The following is a 16,363-nucleotide window of genomic DNA, read 5'->3' as shown; positions in this document are numbered from 1 at the left end:
ATACATTTATTTTTTTATTCCTAACTGTTTGAATAACTCCGCTTCAATTTCCTCCTGAGTTCTGACAAACGGATCTTTTTGCTGATCAATTGCATAATGATTTTGCAGTTCTTTCATTCTAGCCCGTTCATTTTTATCTTTGATTTTTGACAAATCTGTTACTCTATACCCAACAACCTGAACAAACTTAGTTGTATCGGTAAGACCATCAAGCATTGCTTTAAATTCCCACCAGTGCATATTGCAAGTAAAAAGATTTATTTTATACTGCTGTCTAAAGGCTGCATAAATAAGGTCCATATCATAATCAAAAAGAAACCCGATTTTATCACTAGGTTTCTTTTTAGACTTTACTTTTTTATTACAGTTGTAGAATTCAAGTAATGCTTGAATAGTTTCTTCTATATTAAGATTTAAATCACACCAGTATGGGGAAATTACAGTATCAAACAGCATCGAAATTTTATAGTTTGCATCAATATGAGGATCATTTAAAACACAAGAAAATTTGATCCATGATCTAAAGTCAGTTTTTATTGCAATCTTTTTTTGATTTATTGTTATATTTTTTTGAAGGTCTTTTTTGTCTAGAATTAACATAGTTCTTCATCCCATACTTTTTATTTGCATATTCCATCTGCTTATTGATGTTACTCATTTCTTTAGAAATTTCTGTTAGATTATTTAATTCCTCTTTAAGTTTATTTTGTTTAACTTGTTGTTTTTCGGTAGTAGCTGCTTTCTCAAAATGCTCTTGCAATTCCTCTGCAAGAGCAACAATTACATAATATGGTTTCATATCATCAATTTTAAAAAGTTGTTTATATGCTCCCTCGCCTAACAAAATATCTATACATTCTTTACAATCATCAATAAATTCATCAGTAATATTTCTATTACCCCTATATTTTTTTAACATATAATCAATAGCCTGATGATTTGAAATATCATCAGCATTAACCGTAAAAACATTTTCATAAATCTCTACATCAAACGTGTTTTCTTGTAATTCAATTTTCAACATATTCAACAAACCCTTTCATAATTTTTATTTACCAGTTGATACAGATGATGCTTTGGATAAAGCTGAAGTAAATTTACCCGTTGTATAATCATAGTCACCTTCAGTAAACTCTCCTGATGTAATATTGTATTGCCCGTGTTTTGTTTCACCTTTTTGAGCAAAAGTTCCTTCCAAGGCGATTTTACCCCCACCTTCTCCAGAACCAGGATTAGATGGCTGAATTTCATAAATTCTTGAATGTGCGCTAAAATTACCGCTCGATCCTTCTACCGGCGCCCAAGTTTCAACTTCATATTCAGTAAACTGAGCTCCGATAATTTCTTTTTTTCCTACTTCATAAACATGGCGAACAAATTCATTATTAGGAATAAGTTCACCGACATAACTAACACTTGGGTTATATGCCATCATATTTTTATGAGCTGTCTTTTCATTAATATATTGTCCATCATCAGTACTTGGCTCAGATGCCTGTGTCCAGTCAGTTATACCAGTACCTGCTAATACCGGTTTTGAAACACCTTCCCATTCAACATAATGTAAATTTTCATGACGATTTACTACTTTATCTTTTAAAACAATTGTCATTATTCAAATGCTCCTTTCTTGTAATAAGTAAGCTGATACATTGCTGTAAAGACTGTCATTCCATTTTCTAATGTTGTTGATCCTGGATTAACAACCATTTCAAGTCTTTGTGGCACAATGTCATCAGGAAAAGAAATACTTATAAAATTATTATGCATTTCTTCTTCGAATTTTTTTGCGAGTATATCTAAAGGCTCAGTAATTCTAAGTAGAGCATCTTCAGTTCTCGCACTTGATAAATAATTAATATAAAAAGGCAATACCGCAGTATAGCCTCCGATTATATTTTCATTCAGCTTTTCAGCACGATTAGAAACTCTTTGTACCATAATTTGATCGCTCTTGCTGCTCGTCATAAATTCAAGCTTCCACATGCTTTTTTAATATTAGGAATTTCCAATTTTTTCATAAAGCCATAAATACATTCAAAAACGCGATTGTATTCCTCAAATGTTAATTTATTTCTTTTTATTTCCATAAGTTTCACCTACTAATTTTATCCAGTTCTTAATATTCACTGCCTTAGATGCTTCAAGCCACTCATGAGTTGCTTTCGGATGTTGTGATTTATTAAAATTCATTTCAGAACCCTTATAAATCTTACCAGCATAATCAGTATCATAAACAACACTATACATATCATGGTTAAGACCGGGAGTATCCTTTAAATGTGTATGATTTAAATTTGACATCGGAACATATGGATCTGTATCTCTTATCACCGCATTTTTTAAAGTACGATAACTTTCTTCACGTTCTTTTCTTAAGCCTTTTTTTATAGCGTTGAAATCAACATCAATAGTAATTTTCATGATGCATATACCTCAATAAACTGCACCTCTTTACTATTGAGCGTACGAGAAAATGAAAATTTATTAATTGAATATACATTCATAGTTTCCCTTAATGTGTCAAAATCACTTTCTGTTACATTTCCAATAACAAAATAATCTTCATTACTGATTGTGAAGGTATTTTTTTCTCTTTTAAAATAAATTTCATCAACATATTTCATACCGCCACAATCACTTAAATCTATCGTTAATAAAACGTTATCAGCATCACTAATACCCTTATTGCTCTGCTTGATTCCATAACTCTCATCAAACGCAACGTACTTCAATTCAACGGTAATAAATGATTCATCATCTATTTTGTGGATAAGTGTTGCTGTAAACGGTCTTAATATTCTAGGAGAGCTAATCATACCGCTTAGCTCTCCTACACATCAAACCATTGCTGTGTAATCCGCATCTAATGATGTTGATTGCTAACGGAGAAAAGGGAATCCCATTAAATTTTATTCCCCTATCAGCATTATAATTGTAGGTAAATCCATCTTTGCTAACACTTGTTAAATCAAGTTCACTAGAACCGCTAAGCACTTTAATACCACCATTAAAAGCTAAATAATCAATTTGATAACAAACTGCCTTTTTGATATCTTTTATACAATAATATTCAATGTCCGGTTTCAAAGCCCATGGTGCAATAAATTGTTCTGCATACTGTTTAGCCATATCTACCGCTACACTTACAAGTTCTTCAAACTCGACTTGACATAATTTGCCCTTGAACACACTTGAATAATATTTATATGTAACTTCCATTGTTATTTAGATGCTGATTTTGAATTTTTGCTAGTTGACTGATTTTTTTCAAATTCAGCAATTTTAGCATTTAATGTTTCAATCTCAGCCTCTTTATCAGCAACTGAACTTTCAAGGGTCTTTACTTTATTCAATGCCTCTTGCAGCGTACTATCTTTAGTTTTAACTTCTTTTTTTAAAGCTGCATATTCACGCTTATAGTCAGTTAAGGTAATTGGATCCCCTTTAGTAAGTACATTACCGCATTTATCAATATAATCATATCCTTGAGCAACATAGTCTTCTACCTTATGCTCCTCAATTGTTAATTGTCTATTTCCTTTTAATACAATAGCCATAACTATTCCTCCACAACGAATTGAATTCCATCAATTTTTTTCTTTAATACAAATACATCTTCATGAGATTCTTCGTAATATACATACTTTCCTTCACTGCCAGCACTAGGTTCATCCAATTTAACAAATTCATAATTGATTGGTGTGATTACAGCTAACGGATGAACAAGGAACATTTTAATTTGTTTTGCACTACTTCCAGGCTTAGCCCCTTCAGTAAAATCATAAACAGTTTTCATTATACTGCTTGGTACTTCAGTAATTGTAACTCGATCTAAGTTTGCAATAGTACGGTTTAAAGCACTTGCTGAGTTACCAATAACAATTTGACGCGCCAATTCCTTAGCTTGCTTTAACATTGTATTATATACTGGCGTGATATATAAAATACGTCCTTCTACTGGAACCCTAGACTCAGCCATTTCTTCCATCATTTTATCAAAAATGGTTAAGATATTATCAACAGTGATTTCATCAGTTAATGCACTTTTACCATTTTCAGTATAATCAGAATAAATTTTAGAAACACAATAACAATCCATTTCTGGAAACTTATTCTCTTCATTAAAAGTACGAGTAATATTTCCAATTGAAGCTACTAAATTTGTTTGATCAATATCTTTTGGATGTACTAACGTTGACCATTTTCTTTCATTGCTTAATGTTAATGCATTCCATTTATTGTTATAGTTTCGTTTTGCAGTTGCAATAGTATCCCTATTTGCATCAACACGCCCTGTTGTTTCTAATGTAGGAATCTCAATTGTACGAGCATTAACCCATCTATATCGCCCGTTGTTTGGTGTTGAAAACAACGCCCCAAAATATAATGTATATGGCCACCCTTGTTCTAACGCTTGTTGGTAGCTTTCTGCATAGTTTAATTGATCCATTTTATTTCCTCCTAAATAATTTTTATTTACTAATTTTCTTTTGGTTTTGCTCTAACCCCATTAAAGCTAAAGCCAAACCCAGAAGCTTGATCCTTCTTATCATTGTTAATTTGTGTGTTTGAACTTCTGGAAAAAGTAGGTAAAGAAACGTTACTAGTTTCCTCTTTAACAAAGGCTCCTGAATCGCTTTCTTGTAACGTTTTTATATACTCATCTGCTCCAATAAACTTACCTTCTTTTAATTCAAAGTTTTGTTCATTGAATTGAGCCATAATTCCACGCTTAGCACTTTCACTAGTAAATTTCATACCTGAAAAATAACTATCCATTGCATGACTTCTTTCTTGTGCAATTAATTTCTCATTTAAGTTTTTAGTGTCAGTTTCATATTTTTGTTTCCATTCATCAGCTGACTTTTGAATTTTTTCGATATCCATATCCTTATCTTTATAAGAAGCAATAGTTTTATTAGCCTCATCTAAAGAAGATTTTGTAGATTCATATTGAGTTTTATATTTTTCACTTTCCTTTGAATACTTTTCTACATCTTTACGATATTTCTCAATATCTCTACCATTTTCGTCCATAATTTTATTTACTTGTTCTTCAGTTAACCCTAAATTTGTTAAAAATTCTCTTTTCATACCTTTATTTCCTTTCGTCACTACGCTTTTTGTACGTTGGTTGCATCAACTTGTGGGGTCGCAGATTTACGAGTTGCCCGCCTCAAAATTTGCTTTCAGACATAAAAAAAGCAATCAGTAACGATTGCCATATTTACGCTTGTTTTTCATAAGTGTTTTTGTTTTTGAATTTGATTTAATAATTTTAGATGCATATGTCTCGCATGGACATTCAGTTCCGCATATCATACATCTATAATAATCTTTTCTAATATGTAAACCACGGTTCATATCATCATAATGAATCGTCTTATAGTGATATGGTACATGCCAGTGATTTTTTAAACCTTGCCCAATTTAACCACTCCTTTACAATAAGTTACATAATAAAAGGACTATTCCTAGTCCTGCATAAATATCTTATTTTTGTACAACTATATATTCTATTTTAAAGCAATCCCTTCGATTTCTGCTCTAATTTTTAAACAACGAATATAGTTACCCATATATTTCTTTTGCTCTTTCAATAATTCTAATGAACATTTTGGCGTAAATGTCAATGTACCAGCTTCATATTTGACTGTAATCGCGTCCAATTTATCATATCTGATTTTAGTTTGTTGATATTCAGCTATAAACCTTTCTTTATAATCTTTGCTATTCATCATTTCAATTGTATCTTTTAATTCCATATTATCCTCCTAATTTAATGCATCTATTTTCCCATTTTTTATAGGCATCAAAATAGAGCTCATTCTTATCACCGTTATATGTGCATTCATAATACATACCATCAAAAATATTTGTACTTAGCAATGCTTTGTTGTTTTGAAGTGTTTTGCATGACCACACAACAAATACATCATCTTTTGTGATTTGCTTTTTATCTGTTTTATCAAGATGCTCATTAGTATATTTAACTACCTCATCTATACACAGTTTAATAAATTTTTTACTATCCATTTTTATTCCTTTCTATTTTCAGTAAAATAAAAACCGACTTTTTGTCGGCCTAAATTGTTATTTACTATGACTCTCTTTTAAGATTTCAAATATAGATTTACCATCTTTTCTTGATGATTTTTTATTTTCTTCAAACTCATCATCACTTTCACGCAAAGCTTCATTCAACTCTTTTTTATTCCATGCCCCAACAGGATCTTCAATTGGTTTCCTATCTGCAAAAAGATTTTTTTCAAGTTCTTCCATAGATTCTTCTAACTCTTCCATAGACATCTTTTCAATCATAGGGTCAAATTCTTCACCATTATTCTCAGTCCACTCATACTTACTTGTTTTCTTATACTCTTTTTCTTCCATTTTTTCTTCTAGCTCTTTAGTCATTGTATCTTCGAGATTACCTATAATTTCAATTGTTATTTTTTAATCATTTTCCTTTTGTGACTTCATTGGACAATCCGTCCTTCTCATTTCCAAAAAGTTTTTTTCTTAATTCTTCCATTTTTTCTTCTAGCTCTTCAGGAGTTAAATCGTCATATTGATGTGCTGTATCATCTCCATCATATTCAGTCCATTCATAGTCTCCGTTTCTAATTTTTTCAGCAATCTCTTCCTCTGTAACAGGAACAACTGTTACCTGAATTCCTTCAACATCATTTTTTTTCAATTCTTTTTCTTCCATAATTCCATCCTGCTTCCTCTGAGATTCGTTTTAAAGTTAAATGTCTAATATCATTTTCACTTGCATCAGGATATTGACTTGCTATCCAATTACGTTTTGCATTAAAATAACTTCTTAATTCCTGACGTGCTTCTTCAGTTGATAAGTCAATTCTAGCATCTTTTGGAATTGAAAAAAAGTAAGTTTCACCATCGCTGTTGACAACTAACATTTCACCAATTGCTTTGTTGTTATTACAACTAATAATATCTCCAACAGAGGGAGGGGATTTTTTAGGGTGATTGTGTACCATTGTAAGACTATTTTCATCTGCCTCAGAAATAATCTTATACATTTCTTTACTAGGATTCACATGTGACTTGTTGCTGGAAGTTGATAAATTTCCAATTTGTTGTCCTGTTTTTTTATTTGAAATAGCCATATATTCATATCCATCTTTTAAAGAAAGACTATCTATTTTTGCAAATGTTTCAATAATTTTTTCTTCTTTTTCTTTTGAATAATCAAAGATTTTAGGAGCACCATCATATTTAATGTTATTAGCTTTTTTAATTAATTTTTCATTTGAATTTTCTCCAAAAAGAGGACGTTTAATGACTTTCTCTCTTGGATAAGCCTTTTTAAGAATATTATTAATTCCATGTTCTTTCTTGAATTGGATATTGCTTTCTTTAATGAATTGAGAACGTTTATTCTGCCAATATTTAATTTTTTTAGACTCTTTTGTGCTATCAACACCGCATTCATCTAAAACATTTTTTCTTTTTTTCCATTTACGAATTTGACGTTCATAATAGCGCTGCTTCTGCTCAAGCTCATACTGCTCATTATTACGATTCAATTCAAATTCTTCATCATTAACTAAATTATTCTCATACTCATAATTAGTTACTTCGTAAAATGAATGTCGACAATTTGCACCGCCTAATCCATCAACTTTACCATAGCCTGTAGAACTCTTAAATTTTTTTAATCCCTTTACCGGTTTATCTAAATAAAAAAACTGACCTTGCCATCTAGCATGATCAGGACGGGCGCCACCGTGTGATGATGTTTTAACAATATTTATTCCAAACTTTTCACAATTAGCTATTTTAATTTTTAATGATGTCTGGTTTACCCCACTAGTAACAGCCCTTCGGACTGCAGCATCCATTGAAGTATTGTTTTTTGTATAACCTATAACCTCAATGCCATTTTGTACTAATTTTTTAATTGAACTTTCTATTGCATTTTCAGCATCTTGACCGGCAATAATTTTTGAATATGCATCATCACATGCTTTTATAAACTGTTTGTTAGCACATTTATTCGAGATATTGCATAAATTCTTTAATTCATTTTGTGTACTTTTAATTCCTTTATTTAAATCTTTTTTTCCATTTATTAATATATTTTTCTTTTTTAACTTATCATCAGTCTTTTTTAAACGGTTGTAGACATTTTCAATTGTTAACGTCACTCCGTTTACTACCGCATTTTTTACCATGTCTAGAGACGTTTTTTTAGTTTTACCAAATTCAGTACCACTATACTTATTAAACTCTGCTATAGCCTTGTTTTTCCATTTTGGATAATCATTTCCAATATTCTCGATATTTGATAAATTACGAAGTCTTAACCCCATCCAAACAAGAAGCACGGTTTCCAGTGTGCTAAATTCATTAGACACTTCATCGCCAGATTCTTCCAAATACTTATCAGTAAGCATTTATCATTTATTCCTCGTCATCATATTCAAGACCATTGCTAGATGATTCAGCTACTTCAGCTTTAGCTTGTTGCTCGGTTAATCCTTGCCACTTCATTTTATACTTCCATTCTGGCATAAGCCCAATATTAACTTCTTGAAGATCAATATTTCTTTGCTTCTCACTGTCAACAAGCACACTGTCTCCCCAGTCATTATTTAAGGATATATTCATTGAATTTGCTTTTCCTAATCCTACTGCATAAATATTCATAATATAAGCGATATGTTCAAATACATTATCAAGCTCATTTTGAATTGCGGTTACTGTATTGTATTTACGTTGTTTTGAACTTTTGATTTCCTCTGCTGTTTTTTCTATAGCTTGTGGATCAGATAAATCTCCATAACTTAAACCGCAGTTGAATTCTATACGCTTTAAAATATTGTTAAACCCTCTTGCGTAGCTTTCATCACGTAAAGTTGGTGCGAATACATCTATAAATTTATTGCTCCCGCCATTACCAACATTACTGGAAGTATCATAATCATAAGTACGATACAAGCGGTCCTTCCCATTTGGTAGTACCGGTTTATTTGTACCTCTTTCAATATCAAACAAGTCCGCAGAGGCATCAATAGCTAATTCTCCGCCTTGATACTCCCATAAATAACGTGAATACTGCTTTTCTGCTTCTTTTATCAAGTCAATTGCATTTTCATAACAGGGAGTACCCAAAGGTGAAGTAAAGTCAACCGTATTTATTCCTGGTGCTTTAAAATATGCAAACAGAGGTCTATCAACATTCCCAATTTCATAATGCGGTTCTAAATCCATCCATTCAGAAACACTATGTAAGTCAATTTGATTTCCAAGATCACTATACTGGTTGAAGTTTACCTCATGATTATCAGCTTTTCTTACAAAAGCATAATTATCAAAAGTATGTAGACCATTTTCATATTTTTGATATTCCAGTCTGGAGTATATGAATTTTCCTTTTGAAATCTGTTCTAGAAAAACTGCTGCGGTAATTTCTTTACGATTATTAAACTCTACAGGAAAAAACATGTCAGCACGTATATAATCAACTATAATTTGATTGTTGCTTATGTATGGCTTTAATGCAATTCCACCCTCACCAAGTCCCCACTGAAGCCAATCGTTAATATCTTTTATTAAATACTGATACTGTTTATCAATGAAATCATTACCTGAAATCGAAGAAACAAGTTCATTAGTTGAGGTATCTGTAAGTTCTTTACAAACAGCATTTGCAATATTCAAAGAAAATACTCCCTCTTTTTTATTGATCCACGGTGCTTCACCGCTCAATATCTTTTCCCACAATTCAATAGAATTACTCATAGTACTCGATACTGCTATTTCAATATTTAAATATTTTTCAATATCTTTAGTCGGAAACATTACACTTTTAATCCTTTCTATAACATTTTTTATTGCGTTAAACACTGTATTTACTCACCACCATCGTCCTATTTTTCATTTCCAATATCAGGAGGTAGAAAACGTCTTATATATTTCCACAATCCCATGATGTAGTATCGCATTGCATCCATAGTATGATCCTTTTCTTTTAACGGTTTTTCTTGTCCCTTTTCGATACTTTTTTCATCGTAAGAATAATTAACAATTTCATCGATAAGCTTTTCTTGCTTATAGCTAAAAATAATCTTATTAAATGCCATAACCTTTTGAACCCGCCCAATACCTAATTCAACCGCATTAGGCGCATTTTTAAGTTTAATAAATGGACATATACGTTTGATTTCTTCAGCCAATCCTCTAGCTGAAGGATCAATAAAGACATTAGTAGGATACTGACCATATTCTCTATTAATCATTTCACACATTTTTTTAAAAGCCTTCGCATAATCACTTGGCGTCATTTGCTTACCACTTTCTCGTCCTGAATGATAAAACTCTTCTAATCCATAAACTTTTTCACTAGTACGATCCAAACCAAAAAATTCGAAAACTGTTGCATTTAATTGACCATAGTCTACTGCTGCATCTATTCGATCGATCTTATTTTTTTCATTATCTGTCAAATCGCGATTAAGAATATGTGATTCCTTATCAAACATATAATATATAATTTCATCAAGCCCGATTGAAATTCCTAGCCAAATCCATTTATACATTCGTTCATCAGATTTTAGCATTTCCATAGCTGATTGGATTAGCTTCTTCCCTAACCATTCTTCTGGAACATCTCGATAATCTGTATGTATATGAATACAATCATCGCGCAGCTCCATTTTCTTTACCCATTCAAGGATTGGAGCATTAGGGTTTTTAGGCGGGTTAAAGTAATACTCCATACAAAATTCTTTATCATTACCACGAACAAAAGTTGCTTCAATATTTGCTATTTCATCTTCTCCATGTCCACGTTCAAAAAACTCTGTAAGTTCATCTAAAATAACTAATTTAATTGGTTTGTCTTCATCAATAATACCTTTAGTATCATCGATACTATCATTACCAGTAAAATAAATTGTGTTACCATTTTTCTTATAAGTTATTTGCATTGGACTTTTAGTTATTTTAAAATTTTTTTTGCTAATACCAAGTCTCTTAATAGCTCTTAAAAACTCTTTATATACTGTTTTATAAAGTTTGTTATGGAACTTACGCATTACAACAACTGAACAATTATCATCACTGATAATTTTATAAATACCATGGATACCTCCATAACTCGATTTTGTGCCTGCGCGTCCACTAGAATAAATCTTATGCGTGGTTACTGTATCATTGAAAGTCTCATAAAACTTAGGGATAATCAAATTAGAAATTTTTACTTGCCTTTTTTTTGACCTAGATGTCATTGATAATTTCTACTCCATCATCGTTTTCATCAAATGAGTTTTTTAATTTTCTATTTATTTCTAATTGCTCCTGCATGATCTTTAAACGTTCTTTTTCTAATTTGAGTTTTTGTCGCTCTAACTCTGTTGTTGCAGTAGCGCCGGTAATTTCTTTAATAAAGTGCATTGCCTTAACATCACCGCTAACTGCTTTCTGAAAAGCAACAGTAAGCATCAACATTTGATTATCAGCGTCTTCTATATCTACCCCTAGCTGGTTTAATTTCGACATGTTTTCCGGTAAAACTGGCAAAGATAAAAGCAGGTCCATTGCCTGCTTCATTTTTTTCTTTCTTCTACGTGTTTTTACGCTTGCTTTTCCTCCTCTTGAACCAGCTTCTCTAGCCGTTTCTTTTGTAAAAGGGACTAGGTTTTTTTTGCTTGTTTCATTCATATCTCATAATAAATTAGCAAGCGGTGATACAATATAATAACCATATTATCTTAAGCCTCATTTACATATTTTAATAGTTTGTTACATAGAGGAATTCCTATCAAAAACAGTACCATACCGCTTATACCAACACTTAAAAAAGAATATAAAAAGGGAACATTTAAAACATATAATAGTTCTAGCCCTACAAAAGTTCCGCTTAATAAAGCATAAATAATACTGTTTAAGTAAATATTCTTTACAACTTTAGCAAATACATAAAACTGTAATATTTGAATGCAAGCACCTGTTATAATATCAATTATTCCTAATGAACTTGACAAGTTAGCAACTATCACGCCAAGAACAAGACCTTTGGCCAATCTTTTATCTAATATGCCAAAAGGAAGCAGCAAGGTAGCTACTCTAAATTGAAGCGGTCCAAAGCTGACTGCGTTTAATGTATAACATAAAGTTACATATGCTGCACATATAATACTATTTAAAGCTATTCCTCTTATTTTTTTATTTTTCATAAAGTCCTCCTTTTATTTTTTGGAAAGTACACCATATTTCCATATTGTGATCATCTATTATTTTTAAATCTTTAATTCTTTTGCCACTTCTTTTTAGTTTTTTTGAATATATACATCCATTTTTTAAATAATACGAAGTACCAAATCTACTCCCACTACAAACCGAACTACTATCAACAGTATCGAATTTAACAGTTGGATTATTTAGATTTTTTAACCTTGTATATCCCAAACCGTGAATTTTAGCTCCACAACTATGCGCTATGCTAATCATTTGGTTTAAAATCTTCTCATTTTTAACCCATTTACATTCTTGAGTTAATCCACTAGCACCAATTGCAACATAGTTATAGTCTTTACACATCTCTCTCCACCTTTTTAAACCTAAACATTTATGAAAAACTGGTATGCTTTTTTTATTTGTTCTTGCTTCTAAATAAGCTGTCATTTTATATGTTTCTTCAATCCCGATAATTGTATAAAGATCCAGCTCAAAGAAATATTTGATATCATATTTATTAATAAAATCAATATAACTGTCTAAATATGATTTCATATCTTCGTTTTTATTGGAATTCATAAAAGTAAATGCTCCACTGTCCAACAAAAACATTTTGCAATCTTCACTTAGATAGTATTTCATTAATTCTTCTTTTCTAGAAAAATTTCTTAAATACCAATAGGACTGTAAAACAAAAGCCGGTTTAGAATTATTGATAACTTCAGGACTTGAAAACAAGTAACCAGAACCTGCTAAGAAAATTTTCATGCTATATCAACATTTTCATATCCAAGCGACATTAATTTGTCCTTGCACTCATTTGCTTCATCTTCTGTGGTAAATGTTAATTTTACAATGAATTTTTTTGTTTTAGTATCCTGGGTTAAATATTCCATTTGTTTTTCAAGCTCATCATCTAATATATCCACATTAAGGAAACCAAAATCGCTCATATTAATACATGCAATATTATCAAGTTCTATATCCAGTAACTCAAAATCCCATGTAGCGAATTCACTAACTTTATTATCAGCCAGCCTAAACGCTTTTATCTGTTCCTCGGTTAAATCATCAGCCACAATGCAGGGAACTTCGGCAAGTTTTAATTTTACAGCTGCTTTTAGTCGTGTATGGCCAGCAACAATCACATTATTTTTATCTATAATGATCGGAACTTTAAATCCAAACTGTTTTATCGATTCTGCAACCGGACCGACTGCATCATCATTGTTTCTAGGATTGTTTTTATACGCTTTAATTTCGCTTGTTTTAAACATTTTAATACTAATACTAATAAATATCCCTCCTCGGTTAAATCACGCTTAAAACGAAAATAAAAAAGCACCTCAAAGGTGCTGAATTATTTAATTGGCGTCGATAGTAAGATTCGAACTTACGCATGGATCTTCCATCTAACTGTTTAGCAAACAGCCCTCTTAAGCCACTTGAGTATATCGACATTGGGAAAGGTGGTTTATAGGATTGTTTCATTTAAACCACGATATCATAATAACACCTTGTAGTACTAGAATTCTACCTTAAAAGTACATTAGTTTTACATTTAAACCACCTTAAAAGTACTGTGAAAGTACCTTAATTTTACTTTTCTTTTTTTCTTTTATTATTTTCTTTTCTAACATAATTATTAAACTGCTTATTAAGATCATCTAAATTTGGAATGTTTTCTAAATCTAAATACTTCGATAATTCTAAGCATATTTTAGGTATTTCGATGATATATGAAGACTCACTAATATAACGTTCATGTAACCGTTCAATCATATCTCCATAGCCTTTTGAATTGATATATATATTAACAATTGTTCTTTGACCGCTTTTGAGCAAATAAAGAACCGGAGTGAATCTATCCAGTTCCTCGTTAAACAGCTCCAGGCGCTTATTTATTAATTCTCTGCGCATCATCATGCTGGTTATTTGTTCATCTTTTGGTTTTGAGTACCCTCCTGGCATTTCCTTGCTGAATTTAACCGACTGCGGAGTCGGAATGTCCTCGCACTCAATTTCCAGTGAAAATTTTTCTTGATTAAGTGTTCTTATTGCTTTTAGATATGTTTTCACTTTTTCTATAGTTTCTTTTTCTTCAATGCTGTACTTAGCCATTCCTTATCCTCCCCAAATCGTTTTTTATTATTATTTTTTATTAACGTATTCATCAAAATTCATATGATTTTTTATCAGTTTTCTATTTCTAGATTAGCACATTGCACTGGAAGGAAACGGTTTTCTTCAAACGGACTATCTGATATAGTACCATCAATATATTTTCTATGAATTGCATTTTTAGAAATTAATCTGATTTGGCAAATAAGTTTTTCAATATCATCCCACACCCACATATTAGGTTTTAAATCTTCAAACTTGTATGGTTTGTTTAAATAGATATTTTGCAATTCCTTTTCGCTTTTAACTCCAAAATGTTCACACAAATTTCTCATTGTCATTTTCATACAGTGCGTTTCATACCTATAATCATGAACATCATCAAGAATTTTTGAGTATTTTTCTTTAAGTTCAAAATGATCATCAATTAGCATATTATATAATCCAATATTTTCAATTTCTCGTTCAGTTACATCATCATCTAAAAAATCAAATAGAGAGAAAAATCGTTGTGAAAGTTCAAAATATCTTTCCTTATATTCTTCCTTACTAAGCATCTTCTTTCACTCCCATTAATTTATCTTGTATAATTTATCTTGTATAATTTCTAGTTTTTTTATAGCAATATCTATATGACCCATTGCCAAAACATCCAATAAATCAATTACTGTTTGAATATCATCAACTTCTTCTTTTATTACGTCTAAAACCTCAAAATGTTCATCGATTAATTGGTTTAAGACGTTCCAATCCTTTTTAATAATTCCTGTATCTACTGCATTTTCTAATGCTATTTCACATTCTTCTTTACTCAACATTTTCTTTCAACCACTCTTTCCATTCCTTAAAGTTCATACCTACTTGCCCCATGCCTCTTACATAAGATAAGTTTTCTAATTCTTCACACGCTTTATCTAGCGCTTTTTCTAAATCTTCGCAATGATTAATCAATTGAACTAACTCAAACACATTATCATCGTTTAAGGGGTTAAGGATATGATAAGATAAATTCTGCAAAGCAGATACCGCACGTTCTCTGTTAAATGTATATTTATTTAGGACAACAGCGTGTTCAATATGTTTTGATACTATACCTCTAAGAAAAGGTAATCTGTACGATGCATATTTAACATAATTATTTATTTCATCAAGCCTTACGCAATCGAAGTATTCACCTTTTAGAGAGTACACAAACACCTCGTACATTCCACGTTTTTGGCACTCCTTACAAGTACACAAACTTAATTCTACAATTTTGTAATCTGTAGTGATTCCATATAATTTATTTTTCATCAAATCCACCTCTTTCCACATTTTTTGCACTCATAAACAAACTTGTCTATTTCCATATCTAAAAAAATAGAACACATTTCTTCACCACAATTGGGGCACTTTAATTTAAAGAATTCTTTTATTTTCTTAAACATCAAATCCACCCCGATTCCTTACATTGTTGGTTAATTGCTTTAAGCATATCCATATACATTATTGTGCTACCTTGTGGTTGATTGTCATTATATTCTTCGTATTCTTCTATAATAATTCGTTTAAATATCATATCGAAAGTAAGTATTGTAATATATCCCCCATCATCTCTTTTATAGGATAAACATAGTGCGTTTTTAATTAGTTCAAATCTTGCTTCCTCGAACATTTCTTTAGCGGTCATCAATATCACTCCAATCTAAAACTTGTCGACACTCTAAGCAACATTTGTTTTTTATTTGATAGTCATAATCAAAATTATAAGGCAGAGGCACTCCGCAATTAGGATAATTATAAAAAAACTTCTTCTTTATCCCATTTTTCCTCTGGCTCACAATGAATTCAGGTACCGCTTTATCAACTAATTCTTGCAAAGTATCAAAATCTTCACTATATAAATTTTTATATGCTTCATAACCAATTTGTCTAACAAGTGTATTAACTATATTAGATTTTGCTTCCTGATATTTTGAATCACTCATACTTCCACCTCATTATTTTATATTTCCAACTCTTAACGGGTTATAAAATTGGTTTGCAATTT

The 16,363-nt window shown here is 31.1% G+C and carries 28 protein-coding genes and 1 tRNA gene; all 29 read right to left on the bottom strand.

The genetic code is table 11. The features are described from left to right. Positions 1 to 6 precede the first annotated feature (6 nt). The 29 genes from KSU54_RS03235 to KSU54_RS03100 all read right to left on the bottom strand — a co-directional run bounded on the left by KSU54_RS03235 (position 7) and on the right by KSU54_RS03100 (position 16,301). Positions 7 to 600: a Gp15 family bacteriophage protein gene (locus KSU54_RS03235; protein ID WP_118249230.1), complete on the bottom strand. Its 594-nt coding sequence runs from the start codon at positions 598 to 600 to the stop codon at positions 7 to 9. Continuing rightward, entirely contained in the window at positions 527 to 1,024 is a 498-nt protein-coding gene (locus KSU54_RS03230) for a hypothetical protein (protein WP_226814470.1), read from the bottom strand. The genes KSU54_RS03235 and KSU54_RS03230 overlap by 74 nt, the downstream gene beginning before the upstream one ends. 24 nt (positions 1,025 to 1,048) lie before the next feature. Continuing rightward, positions 1,049 to 1,612, bottom strand: a complete 564-nt coding sequence (locus KSU54_RS03225) for a hypothetical protein (protein ID WP_118249229.1) — start codon at positions 1,610 to 1,612, stop codon at positions 1,049 to 1,051. Next, entirely contained in the window at positions 1,612 to 1,968 is a 357-nt protein-coding gene (locus tag KSU54_RS03220; RefSeq protein WP_217751453.1) for a hypothetical protein, read from the bottom strand. Before KSU54_RS03220 ends, KSU54_RS03225 begins: the two co-directional genes overlap by 1 nt. Continuing rightward, a complete protein-coding gene (locus KSU54_RS19110; RefSeq protein ID WP_264291943.1) occupies positions 1,965 to 2,090 on the bottom strand; it encodes a hypothetical protein in 126 nt (41 codons plus the stop codon). The genes KSU54_RS03220 and KSU54_RS19110 overlap by 4 nt, the downstream gene beginning before the upstream one ends. Continuing rightward, positions 2,071 to 2,424 carry a minor capsid protein gene (locus KSU54_RS03215; RefSeq protein WP_118143930.1) on the bottom strand — a complete coding sequence of 118 codons (354 nt, stop codon included), beginning with the start codon at positions 2,422 to 2,424 and terminating at the stop codon, positions 2,071 to 2,073. Before KSU54_RS03215 ends, KSU54_RS19110 begins: the two co-directional genes overlap by 20 nt. Next, the gene (locus KSU54_RS03210) at positions 2,421 to 2,819 is read right to left on the bottom strand and encodes a hypothetical protein (RefSeq protein ID WP_118143931.1); all 399 of its coding nucleotides are present in this window, start codon (positions 2,817 to 2,819) and stop codon (positions 2,421 to 2,423) included. Before KSU54_RS03210 ends, KSU54_RS03215 begins: the two co-directional genes overlap by 4 nt. Next, entirely contained in the window at positions 2,812 to 3,222 is a 411-nt protein-coding gene (locus KSU54_RS03205; RefSeq protein WP_118143932.1) for a hypothetical protein, read from the bottom strand. Before KSU54_RS03205 ends, KSU54_RS03210 begins: the two co-directional genes overlap by 8 nt. A 2-nt stretch (positions 3,223 to 3,224) precedes the next feature. Further along, on the bottom strand, positions 3,225 to 3,560 hold the full coding sequence (locus KSU54_RS03200; RefSeq protein ID WP_118143933.1) for a hypothetical protein: 336 nt from the start codon (positions 3,558 to 3,560) through the stop codon (positions 3,225 to 3,227). A gap of 2 nt (positions 3,561 to 3,562) precedes the next feature. Further along, entirely contained in the window at positions 3,563 to 4,453 is an 891-nt protein-coding gene (locus KSU54_RS03195) for a capsid protein (RefSeq protein ID WP_118143934.1), read from the bottom strand. Positions 4,454 to 4,482: 29 nt separating this feature from the next. Further along, entirely contained in the window at positions 4,483 to 5,097 is a 615-nt protein-coding gene (locus tag KSU54_RS03190; RefSeq protein WP_118249228.1) for a phage scaffolding protein, read from the bottom strand. A 422-nt stretch (positions 5,098 to 5,519) separates the two neighbouring features. Beyond that, a complete protein-coding gene (locus KSU54_RS03185; RefSeq protein ID WP_118249227.1) occupies positions 5,520 to 5,768 on the bottom strand; it encodes a crAss001_48 related protein in 249 nt (82 codons plus the stop codon). A 1-nt stretch (position 5,769) separates the two neighbouring features. Continuing rightward, positions 5,770 to 6,039: a DUF6275 family protein gene (locus KSU54_RS03180; RefSeq protein ID WP_118143937.1), complete on the bottom strand. Its 270-nt coding sequence runs from the start codon at positions 6,037 to 6,039 to the stop codon at positions 5,770 to 5,772. A 57-nt stretch (positions 6,040 to 6,096) separates the two neighbouring features. After that, positions 6,097 to 6,396, bottom strand: a complete 300-nt coding sequence (locus KSU54_RS03175; protein ID WP_147351579.1) for a hypothetical protein — start codon at positions 6,394 to 6,396, stop codon at positions 6,097 to 6,099. A gap of 67 nt (positions 6,397 to 6,463) precedes the next feature. Beyond that, positions 6,464 to 6,718 (bottom strand): hypothetical protein, encoded by a 255-nt coding sequence (locus KSU54_RS03170; protein ID WP_118143939.1) that lies wholly within the window; start codon positions 6,716 to 6,718, stop codon positions 6,464 to 6,466. After that, the gene (locus tag KSU54_RS03165; protein WP_118249226.1) at positions 6,690 to 8,429 is read right to left on the bottom strand and encodes a phage minor capsid protein; all 1,740 of its coding nucleotides are present in this window, start codon (positions 8,427 to 8,429) and stop codon (positions 6,690 to 6,692) included. The genes KSU54_RS03170 and KSU54_RS03165 overlap by 29 nt, the downstream gene beginning before the upstream one ends. 7 nt (positions 8,430 to 8,436) lie before the next feature. Next, positions 8,437 to 9,837, bottom strand: coding sequence for a phage capsid protein (locus tag KSU54_RS03160; RefSeq protein ID WP_147333324.1), 1,401 nt, complete (start codon positions 9,835 to 9,837; stop codon positions 8,437 to 8,439). A 68-nt stretch (positions 9,838 to 9,905) separates the two neighbouring features. Next, the gene (locus KSU54_RS03155) at positions 9,906 to 11,264 is read right to left on the bottom strand and encodes a PBSX family phage terminase large subunit (protein WP_118249224.1); all 1,359 of its coding nucleotides are present in this window, start codon (positions 11,262 to 11,264) and stop codon (positions 9,906 to 9,908) included. After that, positions 11,254 to 11,697, bottom strand: coding sequence for a hypothetical protein (locus KSU54_RS03150; protein WP_118143943.1), 444 nt, complete (start codon positions 11,695 to 11,697; stop codon positions 11,254 to 11,256). The genes KSU54_RS03155 and KSU54_RS03150 overlap by 11 nt, the downstream gene beginning before the upstream one ends. 50 nt (positions 11,698 to 11,747) lie before the next feature. Beyond that, positions 11,748 to 12,212 (bottom strand): QueT transporter family protein, encoded by a 465-nt coding sequence (locus KSU54_RS03145; protein WP_118143944.1) that lies wholly within the window; start codon positions 12,210 to 12,212, stop codon positions 11,748 to 11,750. Further along, on the bottom strand, positions 12,202 to 12,981 hold the full coding sequence (locus tag KSU54_RS03140) for a hypothetical protein (protein ID WP_118249223.1): 780 nt from the start codon (positions 12,979 to 12,981) through the stop codon (positions 12,202 to 12,204). Before KSU54_RS03140 ends, KSU54_RS03145 begins: the two co-directional genes overlap by 11 nt. Then, the gene (locus KSU54_RS03135) at positions 12,978 to 13,490 is read right to left on the bottom strand and encodes a ParB N-terminal domain-containing protein (protein WP_118249222.1); all 513 of its coding nucleotides are present in this window, start codon (positions 13,488 to 13,490) and stop codon (positions 12,978 to 12,980) included. The genes KSU54_RS03140 and KSU54_RS03135 overlap by 4 nt, the downstream gene beginning before the upstream one ends. Positions 13,491 to 13,582: 92 nt before the next feature. Further along, positions 13,583 to 13,672: transfer RNA gene (locus KSU54_RS03130), tRNA-Ser, on the bottom strand. 140 nt (positions 13,673 to 13,812) lie between these two features. Further along, a complete protein-coding gene (locus KSU54_RS03125) occupies positions 13,813 to 14,334 on the bottom strand; it encodes a hypothetical protein (RefSeq protein WP_118249221.1) in 522 nt (173 codons plus the stop codon). Between the two features lie 74 nt (positions 14,335 to 14,408). Further along, positions 14,409 to 14,891 (bottom strand): hypothetical protein, encoded by a 483-nt coding sequence (locus KSU54_RS03120; RefSeq protein WP_199414236.1) that lies wholly within the window; start codon positions 14,889 to 14,891, stop codon positions 14,409 to 14,411. 15 nt (positions 14,892 to 14,906) lie between these two features. Continuing rightward, the gene (locus KSU54_RS03115; protein WP_118249220.1) at positions 14,907 to 15,152 is read right to left on the bottom strand and encodes a hypothetical protein; all 246 of its coding nucleotides are present in this window, start codon (positions 15,150 to 15,152) and stop codon (positions 14,907 to 14,909) included. Beyond that, a complete protein-coding gene (locus KSU54_RS03110) occupies positions 15,142 to 15,627 on the bottom strand; it encodes a hypothetical protein (RefSeq protein ID WP_118249219.1) in 486 nt (161 codons plus the stop codon). The genes KSU54_RS03115 and KSU54_RS03110 overlap by 11 nt, the downstream gene beginning before the upstream one ends. A gap of 133 nt (positions 15,628 to 15,760) precedes the next feature. Continuing rightward, entirely contained in the window at positions 15,761 to 16,003 is a 243-nt protein-coding gene (locus tag KSU54_RS03105) for a hypothetical protein (protein WP_118249218.1), read from the bottom strand. Continuing rightward, entirely contained in the window at positions 15,993 to 16,301 is a 309-nt protein-coding gene (locus tag KSU54_RS03100) for a hypothetical protein (RefSeq protein WP_118249217.1), read from the bottom strand. The genes KSU54_RS03105 and KSU54_RS03100 overlap by 11 nt, the downstream gene beginning before the upstream one ends. Positions 16,302 to 16,363: the final 62 nt, after the last annotated feature.

It is taken from the genome of Erysipelatoclostridium sp. MSK.23.31 (assembly GCF_019125875.1).
GTDB classification, from domain to species: Bacteria; Bacillota_I; Bacilli_A; order Erysipelotrichales; family Coprobacillaceae; genus Thomasclavelia; species Thomasclavelia ramosa.
This window is presented reverse-complemented; position numbering and strand designations above follow the sequence as displayed.